Source organism: Microcoleus sp. w1-18aA5, assembly GCF_036701705.1.
Lineage (GTDB): Bacteria > Cyanobacteriota > Cyanobacteriia > Cyanobacteriales > Microcoleaceae > Microcoleus.
The window spans coordinates 1-19,136 of record NZ_JAUPTE010000018.1; the positions used below are offsets into that span (position 1 = coordinate 1).

The following is a 19,136-nucleotide window of genomic DNA, read 5'->3' on the forward strand; positions in this document are numbered from 1 at the left end:
GACAATCGAGAACTAACTGCCAACGTTGATCCATGAGCATTTCTTCAATTACTTCATCGTCAGAAATGCCTAAGTAGGCTTGCAGAATAATTGCGCTTGGCAATTTGTGCAGGAGGAACTGGGCCCTGACCTACTGTGCTGTCTTTAAAAATTGTAGCAAGTTCTTCTTGAAACTCATCATTAAATATGAATGAACGGTTCAGTCGAAGAAACGTGAATAACTTGGCTCGTTTAATGCGCTTGATAATCAACGCTTCTGTTTCTGAGAGTTCAATTGGAGGATGCCATAAGGGAGGGCGCATAAGGTTTCTTCCTTCTTCCTGATTGTCAGAATTTAACAGGATTTTCAATTCACATATCATTTTCAGTGTGTTTTGTCAACTCCTAATACTGAACCGACGCCCTAGGGTTGTCCCGCCAACAATGTTGTTGTTTGCACCTCCCTCGATGGAGACGCCGAAAGCAGCGTTGGGCAAAGCGGCGCTGCCGATAGCGTTAGTGCCGATGAAGTTGCCTGTCAGGGTATTGCCGATGGCACCGGCACCCAGAATGGCAGCACCGTGAATGCTGTTACCGGAAATGACATTCCCGCTAATCGTGTTGCTGGGTAAGCCGTTGATGCTAACGCCGCTGGTGTTGGGCAAGGCCAGGGTGCCGGCAGCGTTGGTGCCAATGTAGTTGCCCAGCACTTGGTTGCCTCCTGTACCGCCAACGATGGTGATACCGTCGGCTGTATTCCCAGAAATGATGTTGCGATCGCCCGGGTTAGTCCCGCCAATTATGTTGCCACTGCCACTCTGAACGGCGATGCCGAAAACAGCGTTGGGCAAGGCCGCAGTGCCCGCAGCGTTGGTGCCGATGTAGTTGCCCAGCATTTGGTTGCCTCCTGTACCGCCAATGATGGCGATACCGTTGGCTGTATTCCCAGAAATGACGTTGCGATCGCCCGGGTTAGGCCCGCCAATTATGTTACCGCTGCCACTCTGAACAAGGACGCCAAATAAGTTGGGTGCAGCGGTGTCAGTGGCGTTGATGCCGATGTAGTTCCCCACTAAGGTGTTGCCGTTGCTTTGGAGGGATATGCCGCTGTTGGTGAAGCGATTAATTATTAATCCCCGCAAAGTGCTGCCACCGCTACCAGCGAGGCTCAAACCCGTGTCAACCGCATTTGCTCCATCGAGTTGGATCAGGGGGGTGCCGGCGAACCCCGGTTGGCTAGTGCCGTCAATGATTGTGGGAACGTTAATATTTGGCAAGGCAGTCAGGGGTGCGATCGTCTGAACGCCTGCACCGGGAATGGCAAAGTTAATATTGTGCGGTGGTGTGGGCGCTGCATTCGCATCCGTAATCGCTTGTCGCAGTGAACCCGGCCCAGCGTCAGCCGTATTAAAAACAGTAAACGTCGCCAAGGTATGTGCGTAATTTGCCATTACCTCCGGCTCGATCGCCAATCCTGTTTTAATCGCTCCAGTAGCGTATTCAAGTACCCAATTTCCGCCTTTTTGAGCACTCCCCGTAAGATCTGAAGAAGCAGCAATATTAGCTTTTGTTAACTTGCTCAGCTTTTGTACAAAACCCTCTCCTTTTTCGCCTGCTGCTACGTTACATCCGTATAGCAGAATTTCAAATCGATTTTGAATTGAGTTGACAGATGACGAAAACCACCGTTTCAAACAGTCGCGATATGTTTCTAAATTGTCGGAATTCAGGATAGTTGGCCCTAGCTGCAAACTTCCCGATTCCCCGTGAGAAATAATGTGAACGCTTTCTATACCTTTGCGGCTCTGCAGTGCTTCGGCAATTTGTTCGATGCCGTCCCGCGCCCGATCGACTAAAATTACCTCTATCCCCGCTTTAACACCAACCGCCAGACTTGGCCAATCTTCAACTGCTGAATCTACGAATACTATTTGTTGGTTTTTCATAATTACTGTTTCCCCATGCACCTAGTTAGGTTTTCAAAATGTTGTTTCCGTGCGATGATAGTCGCTACTTCAATCCACCACAAATACGGCTACCACAAAACCTGCCTTTAACTCAGTACAATTTGTACAGACAAAGCTTTACGATTATCTATTTTGGTGATTCTTGTAAATCTGTTGGATTTGGAAAGTTGCTCGATCGCACTTTTTCATTCTCAACTTAAAAAAACCAGACCCCTGGTACAGCTAGCTTGTTCCCGATTACGGAAATTTTTCAAAAAACGTAAGTATAATTTACACAAGTTAATGTACGGTTTTTTACTAAGTACACTTTTGTGAAAAAAAATCCAACTCTACGCAAATTCCAAACCCAGAGAGTGGTAGGTATCCAGCCATTCTTCAATCTCTAATCTCCAGTCTCGAAGCTAAAACCGCAGGGCTGGGATTTTGGCAAATTCAGCGTGTCCCTCATAACATAGAGGAATAGTCGCCTTCATGGCATCATAGAAACTTGTCCGTCACATAATAGAAATAGATGACCGCTCAAAACTCCCCTGTTTCCCCCGTCACTTGGATGGAAGACCGAGTTCTGCTAATTGACCAAAACCGACTCCCGAAAGAATACGGTGTAGTCGAAATTAGCCGCTACGAAGATATGGCTGAGGCGATTAAAACTATGATAGTCCGAGGTGCTCCGGCGATCGGGGTAGCAGCAGCTTACGGGATGTATTTGGGGGCGCGAGAAATCGAAACCAGCGATCGTACTGAGTTTTTAACTAAACTAGAACAAGTTGGCGAGTTATTGCGATCGACTCGTCCCACGGCGGTTAACTTGTTTTGGGCAATATCGCGAATGCTCAAAACAGCCGAGAGAACTAGCGGTTCTGTCGAACAAGTGCAAAAAACTTTGTTAGAAATGGCCAAAACCATTCAAGCAGAAGACTTGCAAACTTGTAAAGATATCGGCGACAAAGGTTTAGAAGTTCTGCCAGCTACACCCGAAAAATTGAACTTACTAACTCACTGTAATGCCGGTGCATTAGCAACAGCAGGCTACGGTACTGCTTTAGGTGTATTTCGTTCTGCTTGGCGAGAAGGAAGACTCGGAAGAGTTTTTGCAGACGAAACTCGGCCCCGTCTCCAAGGTGCAAAACTTACCACTTGGGAATGCGTACAAGAAGGAATTCCTGTTACATTAATAGCCGACAATATGGCCGCTCACTGCATGAAACTCGGCATGATTCACGCAGTAGTTGTCGGTGCAGACAGAATCGCTGCTAACGGCGACGCCGCGAATAAAATTGGCACTTACAGTTTAGCAATTGTTGCCAAAGCTCACAACGTCCCGTTTTTTGTTGCTGCGCCTCTATCTACCATAGATTTTGAACTTTCCGACGGCAGCCAAATTCCCATTGAAGAACGCGATCCAGTTGAAATGTATCAAGTTGGAACTACGCGGATTTGTCCTGTGGGAGTCGAATTTTACAATCCCGCTTTTGACGTAACTCCGGCCGAATTAATATCGGGAATAATAACAGAACACGGTACGGTTGCTCCTGGGGCATTGAAACAGTTTCAGGCAAAACAATTAGTTTAATTGTATGTTGCTCAACCGCTCATTCCGCCGGTTATCTGTGAAATTAAGCATGATTCCTAGCAGCCGCAACTGGCAGCTCAAAGTTGCGATCGCAGCTCTAACTCTGCCAGTTGTTTTCAGTCCTGTCTCGGAAGCTCAAGTGTCACAAACGCTTACAGCTAAGGAATCACAAGCCAAAAAATTTGTGGGTTCGATGAATAAAGCTCAGCAAGTTTACTATGCTGAAAAAGCAGGCTTTACAAGTTCTCTTTCCAATCTATTGGTTTATCTCGGTCTCCAAGTTAAACCTAACTCAGCCAATTACAGCTACTCGATCGGCATGGTGAAAAAAGGTGCTGTATTTAACTACGGAGTATCGAAGCAAGCTAATCTCAAAAGTTTTGTGGGAGGAGTCTTTTTGGTGGCAAATAAGACCCAAACAATCTTGTGTATAAATGCTGCTCCTGGCAAGACTAAACCACCTAATCCAACTAATACCAAAGGGGTTTTAGAATGCGCTGCTGGTACAGCAAAAATTAATCCATAAATTATGTCGAATTTACTGTATAATTTGGCAGACAATTGGATAGTAAGCGCCGATTTAGCTAAGCAATTACTTTTAGGTGGCGCTACTCTGCTCGATGCTCGTCAACCTATTTTAAAGTGGTTTTGCCGTCTCCCACCAGCTATTTCCGTAACTTGGCAGGAATTTTCTCAATCGCACTTTCCCCAAAAGGGAAAAATTCTCGAAAATAATACAGTTTTAACTCAAAAACTGCAAGCAATTGGAATTTGTCAAGACAAACCTGTCATAGTTGTTGCCGATCAGATTAAAGGGTGGGGCGAAGATGGGCGAATTGTTTGGATGTTGCGGACTTTGGGACACGAAAAAGCCGTTTTTGTAGATGGAGGATATCGGGCTTTAATCAAAGCTGGGATTAATCGAGTAAAAGCTGCAAACAATCCACCGCAAACAGGAGATTTTGTAATATCTCGCCGCTCGAATTGGGAAATTCAGCGGGATGAATTGAAAGCTATTTTAGGCAATGATAATTTAGTAGTTATCGATGCCAGAGAGCGGCGAGAATATGCAGGTAAAACGCCTTACGGAGAAAAGCGGGGCGGCCACATTCCCGGTGCGGTTCACCTCTATTACAAACAGTTAATGGACACACAGGGACAACTGCTGAGTCGCGGGGAGATTGTCGCTATTTTGCAGCAAAAAGGAGTTTCGCAGTCAACTCAAATTGTGAGTTATTGCTCCGGGGGAATTCGTTCTGCATGGTTGACTTGTGTCTTGACAAATGTGGGATTTAATGCTAAGAATTATGCAGGTTCAATGTGGGAATGGTCGGCTTCGCCGGCAGATAGCTATCCCCTTTCAATAAGCCTTTCAGGGGCGGGCTAGAAGCCCAACCCCTACTCCCCACAAGAAAATTAACTCTTTGTGGAACAGGCCGGAAAGCCTGTTCTTCTTCAAGAAGTCGGGAATCTAAAACAAGAGCGTTTCAGGTTGAGATTCTCAACCGACTTGTTCGATATACTGAGCGAGATCGTCGCGCAGGCGGCTGAGTTCGGCTTCGGTGGTAACGCGCACGCGATCGTCCCTAACCGTAATCAGCACTTTTGCAGCAAAAGGAGTTGGCCAGATATTCGGGTTGCAGAAAACTTCCAAAAATACATCCCCTGCATACCGATATTCCATAGGTTTCTGGGGAGAAGCTTTAGCGCCAGCGGTTTTGACGGCTACAGCTTTCAAGCTTTCCATCAAAGCTGCAATTTCGCTTTGCAAATCCCGCGCGGCTTGCGGGGAAAAGCTAAAGGAGACAGAACCTTCGACTAAATTCAGTGTCAGCGGAGAAAGAGACATGGGCAATGAAATTTAACATACTATTGTTAATGATAAAAAATATAGTAACCCAAAAGAAGTACATTCCAGCTCAATTGGACTGCGAAACTGGTATTAATTAAAATTTGTCTCAAGAAGCTAGGCTAAATTAATGAATATAAATCTAGTCGCAAGCTAGATTCCGCAAGAGTTTTAACCTTTTATGACTTGATAAGCTTTAAACTAGAAACCAGAAAACTTGACGGCTGAGCGAGGATATTTTATGGTGGCCGATAACCGTTCCGAAATCCGCAAGGTTTTAATAATTACCTTATTGCTAAATTTGCTGGTGATGGCAATTAAAGCAGCCGTGGGATGGCTGACTGGTTCCCTCAGTTTGCTGGCAGATGCTTTGCACAGCGTCACTGACAGCGCTAATAATATTTTAGGATTAGTAACTAATCATTATGCTAACCCGCAGCCCGATCGCGATCATCCCTACGGACACCAAAAATTTGACGCTCTCGGAGCTCTGGGAATTGCTGTTTTTCTGGGAATTGCCTGTTTTGAAATTCTCAGCGGCGCTGTCGAAAGGCTGCTCAAAGGTGGCACAGTTGTCAAAATATCGCCAAATGAATTGTGGATTTTGTTGCTCGTACTGGGGATTAATATTTTTGTCACTTTTTACGAGCGCAGAGTTGGCCAACGTCTCGGTAGCGCGATTTTAGTGGCTGACGCTCAGCACACGATGAGCGATGTTTGGGTGACAATTATGGTCATCGGCGGGTTGATCGGCGTTTGGCAAGGAGAGGTTTGGAATATACCTCAATTACAATTCCTGGATGTGTTTTTGTCTTTTCCTGTGGCTGTTTTGGTATTTAGCAGCGGTTGGAAAGTTTTAAGGGAAAATCTGCCTTGGTTGGTGGATGAAATGGCGATCGCACCGGAGGTTATTCACGCGATCGCGATCGATGTACCGGGGGTTGTCAACTGTCACTCGATCGCCTCCCGTGGCGTTGTAGGGCGTCAAGTATTTATTGAGATGCACATGATTGTGGATGCTGTCGATGTAGAAACAGCTCACCGGATTACAGAAGAAGTAGAAGCCCGTTTGGAAGAACGTTTCAGCCCTGTACGCATCTTAATTCACGTTGAGCCGCCGGCTTACGAGTCCGACCAAATTAGCTACGATTCTGAAAAATGAAGGCACAACCAGTGATTTTGACACGGATACACCGATTAATTGAAGAATCGGGAAAGTATTTTTACTTACGGCAATTCCTCCAATTTTTTAAATCCTATCAATCGGGTTAGAGCGATCGCACTTAATTTAGTTGCTGTTTTCCACAGGAAAAGGGGGGTTTTCCACAGAAATTGGCAAGTTTTCCACAATAGATCGATCGGCTGTCGTCGATTTCTGTCTTTCTATTTGTATAAATTCCAAGTATTTTGAATTTCTGTAGCCATTTTCCCCCGCAAATGCCAAGGTAGCAAAATCTCCACTTTTGAACCGAGATCTCGCAGCCATCTCAACGGGTAGTGCGGATGGAATTTTTACTTTATTTTATCTGGTGCTAGCCTATCTACTCTCGATCGTAGCGGAAATTCTCCTACTCTGTTTTAGCCGACGATTCTCTTAATTCAGAGAAAGATGAAGAAATGTTTCGATCGAGTTGGATTGGGGGGTGTGAGTGCGATCGCGCCTGAGTTGTTGAAAAAGCGAGCGCCTTCTCCTTAAATCAAAATTCAAGCCTCCAAAACCGCTCGATGCAGCCATTTCAAAACTGCATCGATGAGATTCGGATGGTTAGGAGAAATGCGTTTTACATTGTCGCATGGTCGATCGGTGATGATTGCGATCGTGCCTCCAAAAGCACTCAGTGCAGTTAGAAAAGGTTCGCTGAATTCGCGATCGATTTTAGAGTTGTAGAACACCAAAGCAACTCGTTTTTCTAGGTTTCTCAAATTCAGTCGCCAATAGGCTTTGAGCAGTGGCATAGTTGTGGGTGTTCCTTCTTGTCGTTCTGGACAACCTTGCTCTACCATTTGGATATAGATATCAGTGGCCGGATTATCTAGAGGGTTAAATTCGCTACCATCAATACAAATCAGTTGTACTGCTCGATCGAGTTCTTCATTATGGGAAACCGCAGACTGAAGAACTGACAATTGCTCAACAATGTTGAGGTATTGAGCAGTAGAAGAGTTAGCAACAGAGATGTTTTCAAGTGCCTCTAAGTCAGTACAGGATGGTTGAACACAACAAGCGTCATAAAATTCCGTATAACTCAAGTGATTAGCACAATGCCAAAGCAGTGAATAAACAATTATATATAAATCATTGTCTAACTTAGCAACTGCATCTTCTACATAATCCTTTAAACCAAAAACTAGCCTTTGCAGTTGTGGTTTGTGAGTAATTTGTTGTAATTCGTCGGCAATAAACCATTGAATTTGACTGTCTTTTAAATTGACGATTAAATTTACTAATTCCTCAATAATCGATTGTTTTGAGAATGTCTCCATTAGCAAAACTTTAATACAAATATGGCGTAACATATAATCTTTATTTGTTTGGATTATTTCAATTATTTTATCGGTGACTTCAAAATTAGTTTGTTTGATTTTGGCGAGCGCAACTTCTTCGGAATTAAATAATTTAAATGATAGTAACTTACCAATAACCCCTTTATCCAAAATCTTAGAATCCATTAAAACATTAATGATCGAAATATTTTGTAATTCGTATTGCTCATCTTCGTTTAATAAAGCATTAACTAAAAAATCAACGGCAATTTGCTTGAAATTATCATGTTTTAAAGCTATTTTTGCCACTTCTATGGCACGTCCCTCACGATCGTCTTTTAATAATTTAGGGATTGATACTTTTAAGCATTGATGCTCCGGGTTGATTTTAAATAAAACTTCCAAAAGCCTAGATTGTTCGTATAGTTCTAAATCAGTATTATTATTGATGACTTGACTTATAATATCACAGGCTTCTTTGGGAGCGTAATATTTTAACGATTCTATGATGAATTCCTCATAACCAGGAAGCATTAACTTGTATACTTTTGTTTGTATATTATCATCCGAGCAAACGAAATATACCCGTCCAATAATAAATTCTATGTCGCCAGATTGACACGAGTAAACTATATTTAATGGTAGAAGCTTAAGCCGATACATATTTTTCCATTTATCTTTCTTAAGATTGGTTATTGTGTCGATCAATTCTTTCTTTAGGACTGTTGAGATTTGGGAGTTTTCTAACCATAATATAGCTACTTCTAACCATTGATTTTCAAAAATTCTATAGCGCTCCATAAAAAATTGATAATTATCAATTACTAAAGATGCAAAATATTCCTGGAATGTAGGATGAAAAAATGCGTAAACAGATTCATCTGTTGCAGCTTCTCGATCTACCAAATTCAGCCAACCGAGATCCCAGGCTAATTTAAACAGCCTATCGCCCATTTCTTGCTGAATTAAACTCAGTGGCAACCGAAATCTAGCATCGCTATCCAATCCTGCTATAGACAAACGACCGAGGGCTTGATGTAATTCTTGTTGTAAACCTGGTTGAGTCGCCCAATCAATAACCGTTTGGGATGGTTTCCACTCATAGAAATAGCGGACAAAGTGTTGATAGAGTTCGGCTTTTGTTTCTGGTAATTCGGCTTGTTTATTCTGGCTGAATATTTGACACAGTAGAGATAAGCGAAGCGGATTTTTTACGAGTTGGCGGATGCGTTCCTTTTGGGGTTCTTGCAGCTTTTCCTGTAACTCCTGTCCCCGTTGAATATTTTTTGCTTCAGCAAACCACTGCTGAATAAAATCATCTACTTGCTCTTGTTTAAACTCCTGAGTTTTGTAAGTATTAAAGCCTGTGAGGGGATTGTTGAGACGGGCATCCCAAACATTGGTTCGACAGGTCAAAACAACTCGCACATTAGCCAACCAATCAGTAAGCTGGTTTTTGATTCCCTCTAAGGACAAACAACTATTCGCCCCTACAGCCATTTCATCGACACCATCGAGTAACAGCCACACTCCACCGTGACTCAACCGTTTTTGTAGAGATGTTTTGTGAGACTTCTCTACATCAATATCGGGATAAACCAGAGCCAGAGCTTCCGGTAACCATTCCTGAAGGATATAGTCTTTCAGTGTCTTTCCTTGCAAACTTGCCAGCGCAATGCAAATCGGCAAATCTTGATTATTTTCCTGAATGTGAGTGGCGATTTTATCTAACAGTGTTGTCTTTCCTGCTCCAGGTTCGCCGACAATAGCAATATGCTTATTTTTTCCAGTAGGGTTTTGTTCAATAACGTCAGTCATGAATTCATCATGTTCGTAAATTCGGGTAACGACTTCCGGTTCTAATTGATGCAACAGTTCCATAGGCACATTACCACTGCGACGCTGCTGCTGTTTCCGTTCGATTAAACCTAGCGGTACAAAAACATTGATTTCAAATCCCAATTCTGTCGCTCTCCGTCTGAAGCGTTGCTCCTCTTGCTGTTCATTTAACATTTCTTGGCAAACTCGCTGCCAATCAATCGCAATGTTTGGCTGTGGCTCTAGTTCGGAATTCTGCAAGTTTGAGTCATGTTCGGCAATAAATTTTATGGGTTCAAATCCTAATGCTTTAAGAATGGAGGTAGTAGAGTCCCTACCCACTGGAATTCCTCTGAGAAAGCGTTTTACTGTGCTAAGACTCACAAAGGTTTGATCCCTCAGATGTTCCTCAGTCCAGCACTTTTTGCCTCTTTTATCGAAAGTGTCAGGCTTCTCCAATTCAGCCATCCGTTGACGAACTTTATCCAAACCTGCGCCATCAATCCGAACAGTGCTAGATGCCATAGTTTGACTCATTCCTAAAAATCAGAGTGGAAAAAATTGAGAATTTTGCATCAGTTGCATAGCCCGCCAGGGGTTTAAACCCCTGGCTCATAGCGAAAGTCCTCTAAAAGAGGACTAAATGCTGACCCAAAAAAGCGCTCTTCTGTCCACTTAAGTGGACAGTAGCTCTTAGCCGTGGACTTGATTCCACGGCGGGACAACAGCACAGGCGCAAAATCTCAATCAAAACTATCCCTAGCATAGTCAGCATCAAGTTTCTTGACCAGTTCAGATCAGTTCACTTTTTTCTGAACCGTTTTGCTCTGGAGAAATCCAGTTGACCCCAATAGGCTTGAATCATTAACACTCAAAGGTTCAGCTTATGACAGCCTTCCAACTCAGCCTTTTCCCAGACGAGCCACCCACTCCCATCGACTCCCTTAACAAAAAGAGAAGGGTAAAACTCCCATCCCAACCAACTGTAATTGAGCAATCCTGCACAACCCATAGAGCCGCACAACTTTTGGAGGTATCCACCACAACTCTCTACCGCGCTCGGAAAGAAGGCAAACCTTACCAGAAGGGCGCTTGGACTGCTACCGCTCTTGGTGCAAACGCTTGGACAGTCGTCTACAACCCCTTTAATTCCCACTCACCCTAATCTGAAATAAAACTCATGCTATACGCCTTTGACTATGACAATTCTTTGTCTTCATTTCCCCAATTCCAAAGCGGAGAAATCATCAACGAGTTAGAAACGATCGCTATCGATATTCTAGAGATGATTTTAGGCGATCGCTTCCGTTACTGTCCCCAAGTTCCCCTAGAAATCATCTGTTCTCGTCCAGAAACTTTCACCCGTCTTCCCATTGAACTTTGGAAATTTTGGGTGAGTTCCAGAGTCGATATCGCCTTGATGGAACGCGGTTATTGTGCTAGTCGCAAAGCCAAACTGGTGATAGAATGTCAATCTCATTGGCACGATCGCCCAGAGGTGCAGGTGCGCGATCGCAAAAAAGCCCGACTCCTTGCATCTGTTGGCGTTCCCTTAGTATACCTGCGACCAATCGATCGAGATCGACGCTTCTATCGTTTCTACACTCCCAATGGACAAAAAGAAGTCTTCTACAACTCAATTACCCAACAAGGACGGACAGAACTGGAAGCATTTTTGCAACACTATTCAACACAGTTGACAGTTGACAGTTGACTCTTAGACTATAAATTTTCTGTGTAAGTCCTGTAATTAACACAGGACTTACAGAGGGCATCTATCCAAATCGAAAATCAATAATCGACAATGGTACTACTCCCACTCGATCTTTCCCGGCGGCTTAGAAGTAATATCGTAAACCACCCGATTCACCCCCTTAACCTCATTCACAATCCGATTCGAGATCAGTTCCAACAAATCGTAAGGAACCCGCGCCTAATCAGCTTTTGCTCTGATCTACTGAATACCTTGTACCACATATAAATGGAAGATGCTAGATGATTACAAATATCGATCGCAACTTGGACAACGGTACAACATGGGTGGGAGTTGTGCGGACAAGCTTTACTTCCTAAAATGTTAAAAATTGTGGAGGTCGGACATTTTTTAAATATAAGTTGGTGGCAGAATTATCTATCTTTAGCCCTGGGCGCATTAATACCTTTATAACCGGGTTTTTTACCCTTGTAAAAGGCTAATTATGCAGTTTGTTTGTCCATCAAACCCGGTTTCTGGCAACCCGTGCGTCCAGGAGTATATCTTCCTTTACAAAGGTGACTTGATTCCGATTTGTGGTATGTTTTCTGGGCGAGGGGATTTTTTAGGACAATGTTCGATATGAAACGTTTAAAATTAAAATCAATGCTGGCGGCGGCGATCGCGATCGCCTTTTGTTTAATTGCGATCGCCAGCTACGCCCAAGCCAACAAGACATTAACACTGGCGACTTCCCCAGACTACCCGCCCTATGAATTTAAAGATACGGCTGTTAGCGGCAACGAAATCATCGGTTTTGACATCGATATTGCCAAATATATTACTAAAAAATTAGGCTACGAACTCAAAGTAGTTGGCATGGATTTTAACGGCTTAATTCCCGCTTTGCAGGCGGGAAGAGCCGATTTTGTGATGGCTGGAATGACGCCCACAGCAGAAAGAAAAAAAAATGTTGATTTTTCTGACCTTTACTACGAAGCTCAAAATACAATTGTCGCCAATAAAGGCAGCAATTTGACCAAAGCTGAAGATTTATCCGGGAAAAAAGTAGGCGTTCAACTCGGAAGCATTCAGCAGGAAGCTGTGAAAAAAATGCCCGGTGTGCAACTGGCTGCTCTCAATAGGATTCCTGATATCATTCAAGAAATTAAATCGAACCGCATCGCGGCGGGAGTGATCGAGGATACTGTTGCTACGGGTTATGCAGCAGCGAACCCAGACTTGGAATTTAACACAATCCCGAATACTGAAGAAAGCGGTTCGGCGATCGCCTTTCCGAAAGGTTCGAGATTAGTTCCAGAATTTAACCGAGTCCTCCAGCAAATGAAAGCCAGCGGTCAAATTAAGGAACTAGCTACTAAGTGGTTTTCTCGACCGATTCCGCAAGAAGCTGCTCAAGCAAATCAGCCTGCGGTAGCGTCCAAGTTCGGGTTAGATTTTGGCAAAATCGTGCCGAGTTTGCCTTATATTTTGTCGGGGCTTGGGGTAACGCTAACTTTTACCTTGCTGTCGGCATTTCTCGGATTTATCTGGGGAATCGTCCTGTCTCTGTTTAAGATTTCTAGCATTAAACCGCTGTTCTGGTTTGCCACTGCTTACACCTCAATTTTTCGCGGAACACCGCTAATTTTGCAGTTGACGTTAGTTTATTTTGCAACACCGCAGCTTACGGGCTATAATATATCGGCGCTGCAAGCTGGCGTGATTACTTTTTTCCTGAATTCTGGGGCTTATATTTCCGAAACAATCCGCGCCGGAATTCAAGCCGTAGATAAAGGTCAAAAAGAAGCCGCAGAATCCCTTGGCGTTCCCTACAAACTGATGATGGGCGATATTATCTTGCCGCAAGCGTTGAAAAACATCTTGCCTGCATTGGTGAATGAAAGTATTGCTTTGCTGAAGGATTCAGCTTTAGTTTCAGTAATTGGCGTAGAAGACTTGCTGCGTCGCGCTACAATTGTGGGAGCAGAAAAGTATATTTACTTTGAACCTTTGATATTTGTCGGCGCAATTTATTATTTGATGGTGCTTAGTTTAACTTGGGGGGCAAATGTACTCGAACGTAGACTCCAAACTAGCAGTTAAGGTCGATCGCCTGTATAAATCTTTTGGCAATCTGAAGGTTTTGCGCGAGATAACTACTGAGATTCATAAAGGAGAAGTGATTGCCATTATCGGCCCTTCGGGGTGCGGCAAGTCTACTTTTTTGCGGTGTTTAAATTTACTGGAAATTCCGACTTCTGGACACATATACATTGACGGGGTGGATATTACTCGGCCGAAGACAGATATTCTGAAAATCCGCCAGAAAGTGGGGATGGTTTTTCAGCATTTCCACTTGTTCCCGCACATGACTGTGCTGCAAAATGTGATCTATGCGCCTGTAAAGGTGAAGCAGGTGGCTAAGGATGAGGCGCGTCTGAAGGGGTTAGAATTGCTGGAAAAAGTGGGTTTGTCAGATAAGGCGGAGGTTTATCCTTCTAAGCTTTCGGGGGGACAAAAACAGCGGGTGGCGATCGCCCGCTGTTTGGCTATGGAACCGGAAATTTTGTTGATGGACGAACCGACTTCTGCACTCGATCCTGAAATGGTTAAAGAAGTGTTAGATGTGATGAAAGCTTTGACGAAAACGGGAATTACGATGGCGATTGTAACTCACGAAATGGGTTTTGCGCGGGAAGTCGCCCACCGGATTTTGTTTTTGGATGGCGGAAAGGTGGCGGAAGATGTGCCGCCGCAGGAGTTTTTTAGTAACCCGAAGTGCGATCGCGCCAAGCAATTTCTGGAAAAAATGCTTTAATTCATATAACAATTAGAGTTTTTAACCGCAGAGGACACAGAGGACACAGAGAGAGTTAGAGGAGAAAGAGACTGTTGCGGTAGGCAGCGTCAGGTTGCAGATGCTTGATCGGCACAAAAATTCGAGTTCCGGGATACCCTTTGTTGCCGACCTGCATTAGTGGTGAGCCTGTTTAAATGAAACTGAAATCACTGGCGCTTATTATGCTAGCAGCAACTCCGTTTAAAGCAGCTATAATTTCTCCTGTTTCCCCAAACTGAATCAAGGTTGCACCGCTATTTTCAGTAAGAGTTAATTGCTCGAATGTCAAGCCATTAGCTAGGATCAGCAAATCTTTTCCAACTTCAAAATCGGCAATAATATCGATACCAGAATTGGCAGACAGTAAAAAGCGATCAATCCCAGCACCTCCAATTAAACAATCATCCCCCAAACCGCCAATCAGGGTATCATTACCTTTGCCACCAATCAAAGTATCATTTCCCTCGCACCCGTCTAGCAAATCATTGCCAGCACCTCCACTCAGATAATTATTGCCAGCACCTCCGCAGAGGGTATCATTACCATAATCGCCGTAGAGAGAATCCTCGCCTTCGCTGCCGAAGATTATATCATTTCCCTTGCCTCCCAATGCGAGATCGCTGCCTTTGCCACCGTCGATAAAATCATCACCTTCACCGCCAAAAATTAAGTCGTCGTCTTCTTTACCATTTATTGAATCATTGCCGCCATTTCCGAAGATGATATCTTCGCCTTCACCGCCAAAAATGATGTCATTATTCTTGCCGCCAAAAAGGATATCATCTCCCTGGTTGCCGTCAATAAAATCATGGCCTCGGTTGCCGTAAAGGAGGTCGTTTCCTTCACCGCCGTAGAGGTTATCATCCCCTAAATCCGCATCAAAAATATTCGGATTTGGACTGCCGTAAAAAGCATCATTTTCTGACGTGCCAAACTCAATTTCCTCGCTACCATTGCCGTTGATAATGTTGTCAGCTTGGTTTGGGCGATCGACTTTTGGATACTCAATAGTATGGCAAATGCAATCAGTATCACTTCCTGGTGTAACAACGGGTACTGATGGTGTTGGGGTCGGTGTTGGCGTCGGAGTTTCCGCAGGCGTCGGAGTTGGAGTCGGAGTCGGAGTCGGTGTCGGTGTCGGAGTTTCCGCAGGCGTCGGCGTTGGCGCCGGAGTCGGTGTCGGAGTTTCCGCAGGCGTTGGCGTTGGTGTTGGCGTCGGATTTTCTGCTGGAGTCGGCGTCGGAGTAGAAGTTTCCGCAGGCGTTGGTGTTGGCGTCGGAGTTTCCCCAGGAGTCGGAGTTGGCGTTGGTGGAGTCGGCGTCGGAGTTTCCCCAGGAGTCGGAGTTGGCGTCGGTGGAGTCGGCGTCGGAGTTTCCCCAGGAGTCGGCGTTGGAGTTGGCGTCGGTGGAGTCGGCGTCGGAGTTTCCCCAGGAGTCGGAGTTGGCGTCGGTGGAGTTGGCGTCGGAGTTTCCCCAGGAGTCGGCGTTGGAGTTGGCGTCGGTGGAGTCGGCGTCGGAGTCGGAGTTGGCGTCGGTGGAGTTGGCGTCGGTGGAGTTGGCGTCGGTGGAGTTGGCGTCGGTGGAGTCGGCGTCGGAGTTTCCCCAGGAGTCGGCGTTGGAGTTGGCGTCGGCGTCGGTGGAGTTGGTGTCGGTGGAGTTGGCGTCGGTGGAGTTGGTGTCGGAGTTAGTGGGTTGACGGTAATATCCACACGATCGCTATCGGTTTGAGCACCGCCTAATTCTGCCGATCCGCGATCGTTTGTCGTCAAAGTCAGCGTATCCGTTCCGCTAAAATTCGGATTCGGCGTATAAGTTAAACCCTCTAAAGCAGCATTAATATCAGCCTGTTTTCCCGTATAAATCAGGCTGTTGCTGCCATTCCCCGATCCGGTAACTCCCGTCAGCGACTTGAGTGTAAGAGTCCCGCTGGTAACGCTGAGATTAACTTCCACCGACTCGCTATCTGCATCCGATACAGAGATACTGTTGCCGTTGCTAGCCGAGAAGATGCGAGGAGTATTTTGATTCGTCGTTTCTTTGCCGATATCGGTCGAAATGTCTACACTCCAACTGGCAATATTTCCGGGAGTAGTAGCATTGGAAGCTTTACTATTCTCTTGGTTGGCATCAACTGCATACAATTTCCAAGTGCCGTTGGGGTTAGTTTTATTAAAAACAGAAAGAGTCGAACCGTAAGGCCCTTCTGGTGCCCCTGTCGGTGTTGGCGTTGGCGTATCGTTATACAAAAAGGGATAAACATCAAGAAAACCGCTCAGTGAATAGTTGGTCGGTTTGTAAGTTCCTGAAGCGATAGTTGGTACTGTAACAAAAGGAAAACTAGAAAGAAAAGAGGCTGCATTATCATCCAACTTCAGCGTGACGTTGTTGAGTGGTTCAGATGGAACGTGAGACATTAACACCACATTTTGTCCCTCGGGCCCAACTAGCAAGAGGTTGATGTTCTGCGGTCCACCATTGGCAGAGTTAGAAGTTTGAACATTGTTGAGAGTGATGGTAACGCTGTCTACTTTTCCTGTTACACCTGAAACGTCAATAGCAGACGGATAGGGTGTCGCTAAAACGTTATATACGAAGTCTCCGCTGTTGAGGGTAATGTTATTCGGGTTAGTTGTAGTGGTTGTGGTTCTTCCCGGTATTGAATTAATAGGAGATTGATTGCGACGAGAAAATTCCGAGGTATCGCCTGTGGTTTTATTAGTAGCAGTAGCAGCTAGAACCTGTTTGCCTGCTACTGGAGTGTAGGCGAAGTTGATATTACCATTGCCAGCGCTATCTGTAGTAACGTCTTGGAAGCCGAGGAAAGTTTGACCTTGACCTGCGCCTGCGGGGTCATAACTGGTATTTGCAAAGAATTCGACGCGGAAATTGGCATTAGGAGTGCTGTTGAGAATGCCGCTAACTGTGTTGCCGCTAACTGAGGTCAGAACCGGGTAATTTTGCAGGTTGTTGCTGCCTGTATCGGCGTCGCCTAAATCGTTGGAAGTGACACCATTATTACCGATTAAGTCAATTCCTAATCGTTTGTTGTTAAAAACGCTATTGCCTTGAATAGTGTTACTGGTGGCATTTTTACTAGCAACCTCCATACCGCTGCGATTATTGTTAGCAATGATATTACCTTCTCCAGGTGCAGTGCCGCCGATAGTATTATTCGAGTTTTTGCCTAAGATAAAAATGCCATCACCCTTGTTACCTAAAGCTATTGTCCCCGTGGCATCAGTCCCGATGTAATTGCCAGTAATTTTGGTGTTGGTGACTCCCCCTGACCCTGGTCCAGCAATAAATATACCTCCAATACCTTCGTTGCCAGAAATGACGTTGCGCGAGATAATATTGCCTGTTATGGGGGTGACATTAGGAGGATTGTTTTGAGTGTAACTTTGGATTCTGAGCCCAGCTAAAGTGTTGGCTACAGCAGTCGTACCGCTAATATCAGTACCAATGTAGTTGTCTTGGATGGTATTGTTGTTAGTCTGTACTCCAATGCCGTGACCTAAGCCGGAATTTCCGCCCTTTCCAAATCCGTTAATAACCAATCCTTGAATGGTACTGCCACTGGAATCTTCTGCGCCACCAAAAGGGCTTTTGCCTAAATCTAAACCATTAATATAAGGAAAATTGGCAGATGAGGCTGGTTGTTGTACTAAACTACCCTTGAGTTCGATAAGGGGTTTGCCAGCATATCCTGGTTGAGATTTGCCATCGATAATAACTGGGCTGGTGATGACAGGTAAGGCTTGACCGAAAAGGTTAATGGTATAAGGGCCAGTACCGGGAATGTTAAAGTTAATTGTGTCTAATCCGGGATTGGAATTGGCTTGTTGGATCGCATTTCGCAGAGAACCCGTAGCGCCATCTAAAGTATCGGTAACAGTATAGGTAGCCAAAACTGACGCATAATTTTGCATCGCGTTTGACTCGAAGGCTAGGGGCGATTTAATGTTGCCGATTTTTTCTTCTAGTTCCCAGTTGCCACCTAATTTTGCACTCCCTGTGAGATGCTTGGATGCGGCGATATTTGCACCAGTGAGGGATGCAATGCGGTGGAGGAAGTGCTTACCATCTACGGCTTGTTCATCGAGTCCGCTGGAGGTTTCAATTCTCGTTTCACCAAAGTATTCTAAGGCTAGTTCGCCCTCGATTCCGCCGTTCGTTTCAACCCCCGTCTCATAGCAAAAATCCTCTAAAGAGGACTGTTTAATGAAATTGTTTTTAGTCGGTTTCAACCGACTTTCGCTTTGAGACAGGGAATTTATTCCCTGGCGGACTTTCTGACAAGCGCGGGATGCTGCTGCTACATTGCAGCCGTAAATCAGGATGTCTGCATCCAGAGTTAAAGCGCGTCGCCATTGCTGCAATTGCTGGCTATAAGCTTCGACGTTATCGACAGACAGTCGGGTTTTACCGAGTTGCAAGCTTCCTGGTTCGCCGTGGGAAACTAGATGAATGCTGTCAATATTAGTGCGATTCGCTAAGACTTCGCTAATTTGTTCGACTCCATCTCTGTGCGAGTCGATCACTATTGCTTCTACTCCAAATTTCACTCCATCTAGGAGATTTTGATAGTCTGCTACTGCCGTATCGATAAATACTATTGTACTGGGGTTATTGGGGATCTCGCTCTTTTCCCCAAAACTCCCATTGCCCGCGTTGATTTGATTCGGAAGTTCGATCGCTCTTGCTGATAAAACTGGCATCATGGCTGTGTACCCTATATCCTAAAGTTAACAATTTTTCATAAATCCAGGACAAGCACACCGGAACTAAAAAAACCGTTTTCTTCACGGTATAAATACCTAAAACTGTAGATTTTATGAGAGCAACTCGGTTTGTTTGCAGGTCTTAAATTTATGGATTCAGACTCTATTGTTTGTGGCTTTTTTTCTTAGCAGCTTAAACAAATGAGTTGAG

13 protein-coding genes and 2 pseudogenes are annotated in these 19,136 nt (G+C 44.8%); 8 read left to right on the forward strand and 7 right to left on the reverse strand.

The genetic code is table 11. The features are described 5' to 3' along the window. A pseudogene (locus Q5691_RS09185) lies at positions 1 to 302 on the reverse strand (transposase); the annotation flags it as partial. Positions 303 to 377: 75 nt separating this feature from the next. After that, positions 378 to 1,925, reverse strand: coding sequence for a DUF4347 domain-containing protein (locus Q5691_RS09190; RefSeq protein ID WP_333344576.1), 1,548 nt, complete (start codon positions 1,923 to 1,925; stop codon positions 378 to 380). 532 nt (positions 1,926 to 2,457) lie between these two features. Here Q5691_RS09190 and mtnA point away from each other — a divergent pair. From mtnA to Q5691_RS09205, 3 genes are read left to right on the forward strand one after another with little or no spacing between them, the layout of a single operon-like run. Further along, positions 2,458 to 3,519, forward strand: coding sequence for an S-methyl-5-thioribose-1-phosphate isomerase (mtnA, locus tag Q5691_RS09195; protein WP_333211358.1), 1,062 nt, complete (start codon positions 2,458 to 2,460; stop codon positions 3,517 to 3,519). 49 nt (positions 3,520 to 3,568) lie between these two features. Further along, entirely contained in the window at positions 3,569 to 4,045 is a 477-nt protein-coding gene (locus Q5691_RS09200) for a type IV pilin-like G/H family protein (protein ID WP_333211360.1), read from the forward strand. A gap of 3 nt (positions 4,046 to 4,048) precedes the next feature. Beyond that, entirely contained in the window at positions 4,049 to 4,906 is an 858-nt protein-coding gene (locus Q5691_RS09205; RefSeq protein WP_333344578.1) for a rhodanese-like domain-containing protein, read from the forward strand. A 114-nt stretch (positions 4,907 to 5,020) separates the two neighbouring features. On the opposite strand, the gene Q5691_RS09210 is transcribed toward Q5691_RS09205, so the two are convergent. After that, entirely contained in the window at positions 5,021 to 5,368 is a 348-nt protein-coding gene (locus Q5691_RS09210; protein WP_333211364.1) for a hypothetical protein, read from the reverse strand. Positions 5,369 to 5,609: 241 nt separating this feature from the next. On the opposite strand from Q5691_RS09210, the gene Q5691_RS09215 reads away from it, so the two are divergent. Then, positions 5,610 to 6,530 carry a cation diffusion facilitator family transporter gene (locus Q5691_RS09215; RefSeq protein ID WP_333344580.1) on the forward strand — a complete coding sequence of 307 codons (921 nt, stop codon included), beginning with the start codon at positions 5,610 to 5,612 and terminating at the stop codon, positions 6,528 to 6,530. Positions 6,531 to 6,656: 126 nt separating this feature from the next. Here Q5691_RS09215 and Q5691_RS09220 read toward each other — a convergent pair whose 3' ends face one another. Together Q5691_RS09220 and Q5691_RS09225 are read right to left on the reverse strand one after the other, a co-directional pair. Beyond that, a complete protein-coding gene (locus Q5691_RS09220; protein ID WP_333344582.1) occupies positions 6,657 to 6,854 on the reverse strand; it encodes a hypothetical protein in 198 nt (65 codons plus the stop codon). A gap of 218 nt (positions 6,855 to 7,072) precedes the next feature. Further along, positions 7,073 to 10,195, reverse strand: coding sequence for an NACHT C-terminal alpha/beta 1 domain-containing protein (locus tag Q5691_RS09225; protein WP_333344584.1), 3,123 nt, complete (start codon positions 10,193 to 10,195; stop codon positions 7,073 to 7,075). A gap of 361 nt (positions 10,196 to 10,556) precedes the next feature. Here Q5691_RS09225 and Q5691_RS09230 point away from each other — a divergent pair, with 361 nt between their 5' ends. Both Q5691_RS09230 and Q5691_RS09235 read left to right on the forward strand, forming a co-directional pair. Next, the gene (locus tag Q5691_RS09230) at positions 10,557 to 10,835 is read left to right on the forward strand and encodes a hypothetical protein (protein WP_333310209.1); all 279 of its coding nucleotides are present in this window, start codon (positions 10,557 to 10,559) and stop codon (positions 10,833 to 10,835) included. A gap of 15 nt (positions 10,836 to 10,850) precedes the next feature. Then, positions 10,851 to 11,384 (forward strand): DUF2726 domain-containing protein, encoded by a 534-nt coding sequence (locus Q5691_RS09235; RefSeq protein ID WP_333344586.1) that lies wholly within the window; start codon positions 10,851 to 10,853, stop codon positions 11,382 to 11,384. Between the two features lie 96 nt (positions 11,385 to 11,480). On the opposite strand, the pseudogene Q5691_RS09240 reads toward Q5691_RS09235, so the two are convergent. Continuing rightward, positions 11,481 to 11,603 (reverse strand): annotated as a pseudogene (locus Q5691_RS09240) (GMP synthase (glutamine-hydrolyzing)); the annotation flags it as partial. A 402-nt stretch (positions 11,604 to 12,005) separates the two neighbouring features. Here Q5691_RS09240 and Q5691_RS09245 point away from each other — a divergent pair. Next, the gene (locus tag Q5691_RS09245; RefSeq protein ID WP_333344587.1) at positions 12,006 to 13,469 is read left to right on the forward strand and encodes an ABC transporter substrate-binding protein/permease; all 1,464 of its coding nucleotides are present in this window, start codon (positions 12,006 to 12,008) and stop codon (positions 13,467 to 13,469) included. Continuing rightward, complete coding sequence (locus tag Q5691_RS09250; protein WP_333211378.1) at positions 13,435 to 14,184, forward strand: amino acid ABC transporter ATP-binding protein; 750 nt, start codon at positions 13,435 to 13,437, stop codon at positions 14,182 to 14,184. The genes Q5691_RS09245 and Q5691_RS09250 overlap by 35 nt, the downstream gene beginning before the upstream one ends. 172 nt (positions 14,185 to 14,356) lie before the next feature. On the opposite strand, the gene Q5691_RS09255 is transcribed toward Q5691_RS09250, so the two are convergent. Then, positions 14,357 to 18,925 (reverse strand): DUF4347 domain-containing protein, encoded by a 4,569-nt coding sequence (locus Q5691_RS09255; protein WP_333344589.1) that lies wholly within the window; start codon positions 18,923 to 18,925, stop codon positions 14,357 to 14,359. Positions 18,926 to 19,136 lie beyond the last annotated feature (211 nt).

Coding starts and splice junctions, on each gene's coding strand:
- Q5691_RS09190 (WP_333344576.1), bottom strand. CDS start 1,925: ATGAAAAACCAACAAATAGTATTCGTAGATTCAGCAGTTGAAGATTGG.
- mtnA (WP_333211358.1), top strand. CDS start 2,458: ATGACCGCTCAAAACTCCCCTGTTTCCCCCGTCACTTGGATGGAAGAC.
- Q5691_RS09200 (WP_333211360.1), top strand. CDS start 3,569: ATGATTCCTAGCAGCCGCAACTGGCAGCTCAAAGTTGCGATCGCAGCT.
- Q5691_RS09205 (WP_333344578.1), top strand. CDS start 4,049: ATGTCGAATTTACTGTATAATTTGGCAGACAATTGGATAGTAAGCGCC.
- Q5691_RS09210 (WP_333211364.1), bottom strand. CDS start 5,368: ATGTCTCTTTCTCCGCTGACACTGAATTTAGTCGAAGGTTCTGTCTCC.
- Q5691_RS09215 (WP_333344580.1), top strand. CDS start 5,610: ATGGTGGCCGATAACCGTTCCGAAATCCGCAAGGTTTTAATAATTACC.
- Q5691_RS09220 (WP_333344582.1), bottom strand. CDS start 6,854: ATGGCTGCGAGATCTCGGTTCAAAAGTGGAGATTTTGCTACCTTGGCA.
- Q5691_RS09225 (WP_333344584.1), bottom strand. CDS start 10,195: ATGGCATCTAGCACTGTTCGGATTGATGGCGCAGGTTTGGATAAAGTT.
- Q5691_RS09230 (WP_333310209.1), top strand. CDS start 10,557: ATGACAGCCTTCCAACTCAGCCTTTTCCCAGACGAGCCACCCACTCCC.
- Q5691_RS09235 (WP_333344586.1), top strand. CDS start 10,851: ATGCTATACGCCTTTGACTATGACAATTCTTTGTCTTCATTTCCCCAA.
- Q5691_RS09245 (WP_333344587.1), top strand. CDS start 12,006: ATGAAACGTTTAAAATTAAAATCAATGCTGGCGGCGGCGATCGCGATC.
- Q5691_RS09250 (WP_333211378.1), top strand. CDS start 13,435: ATGTACTCGAACGTAGACTCCAAACTAGCAGTTAAGGTCGATCGCCTG.
- Q5691_RS09255 (WP_333344589.1), bottom strand. CDS start 18,925: ATGATGCCAGTTTTATCAGCAAGAGCGATCGAACTTCCGAATCAAATC.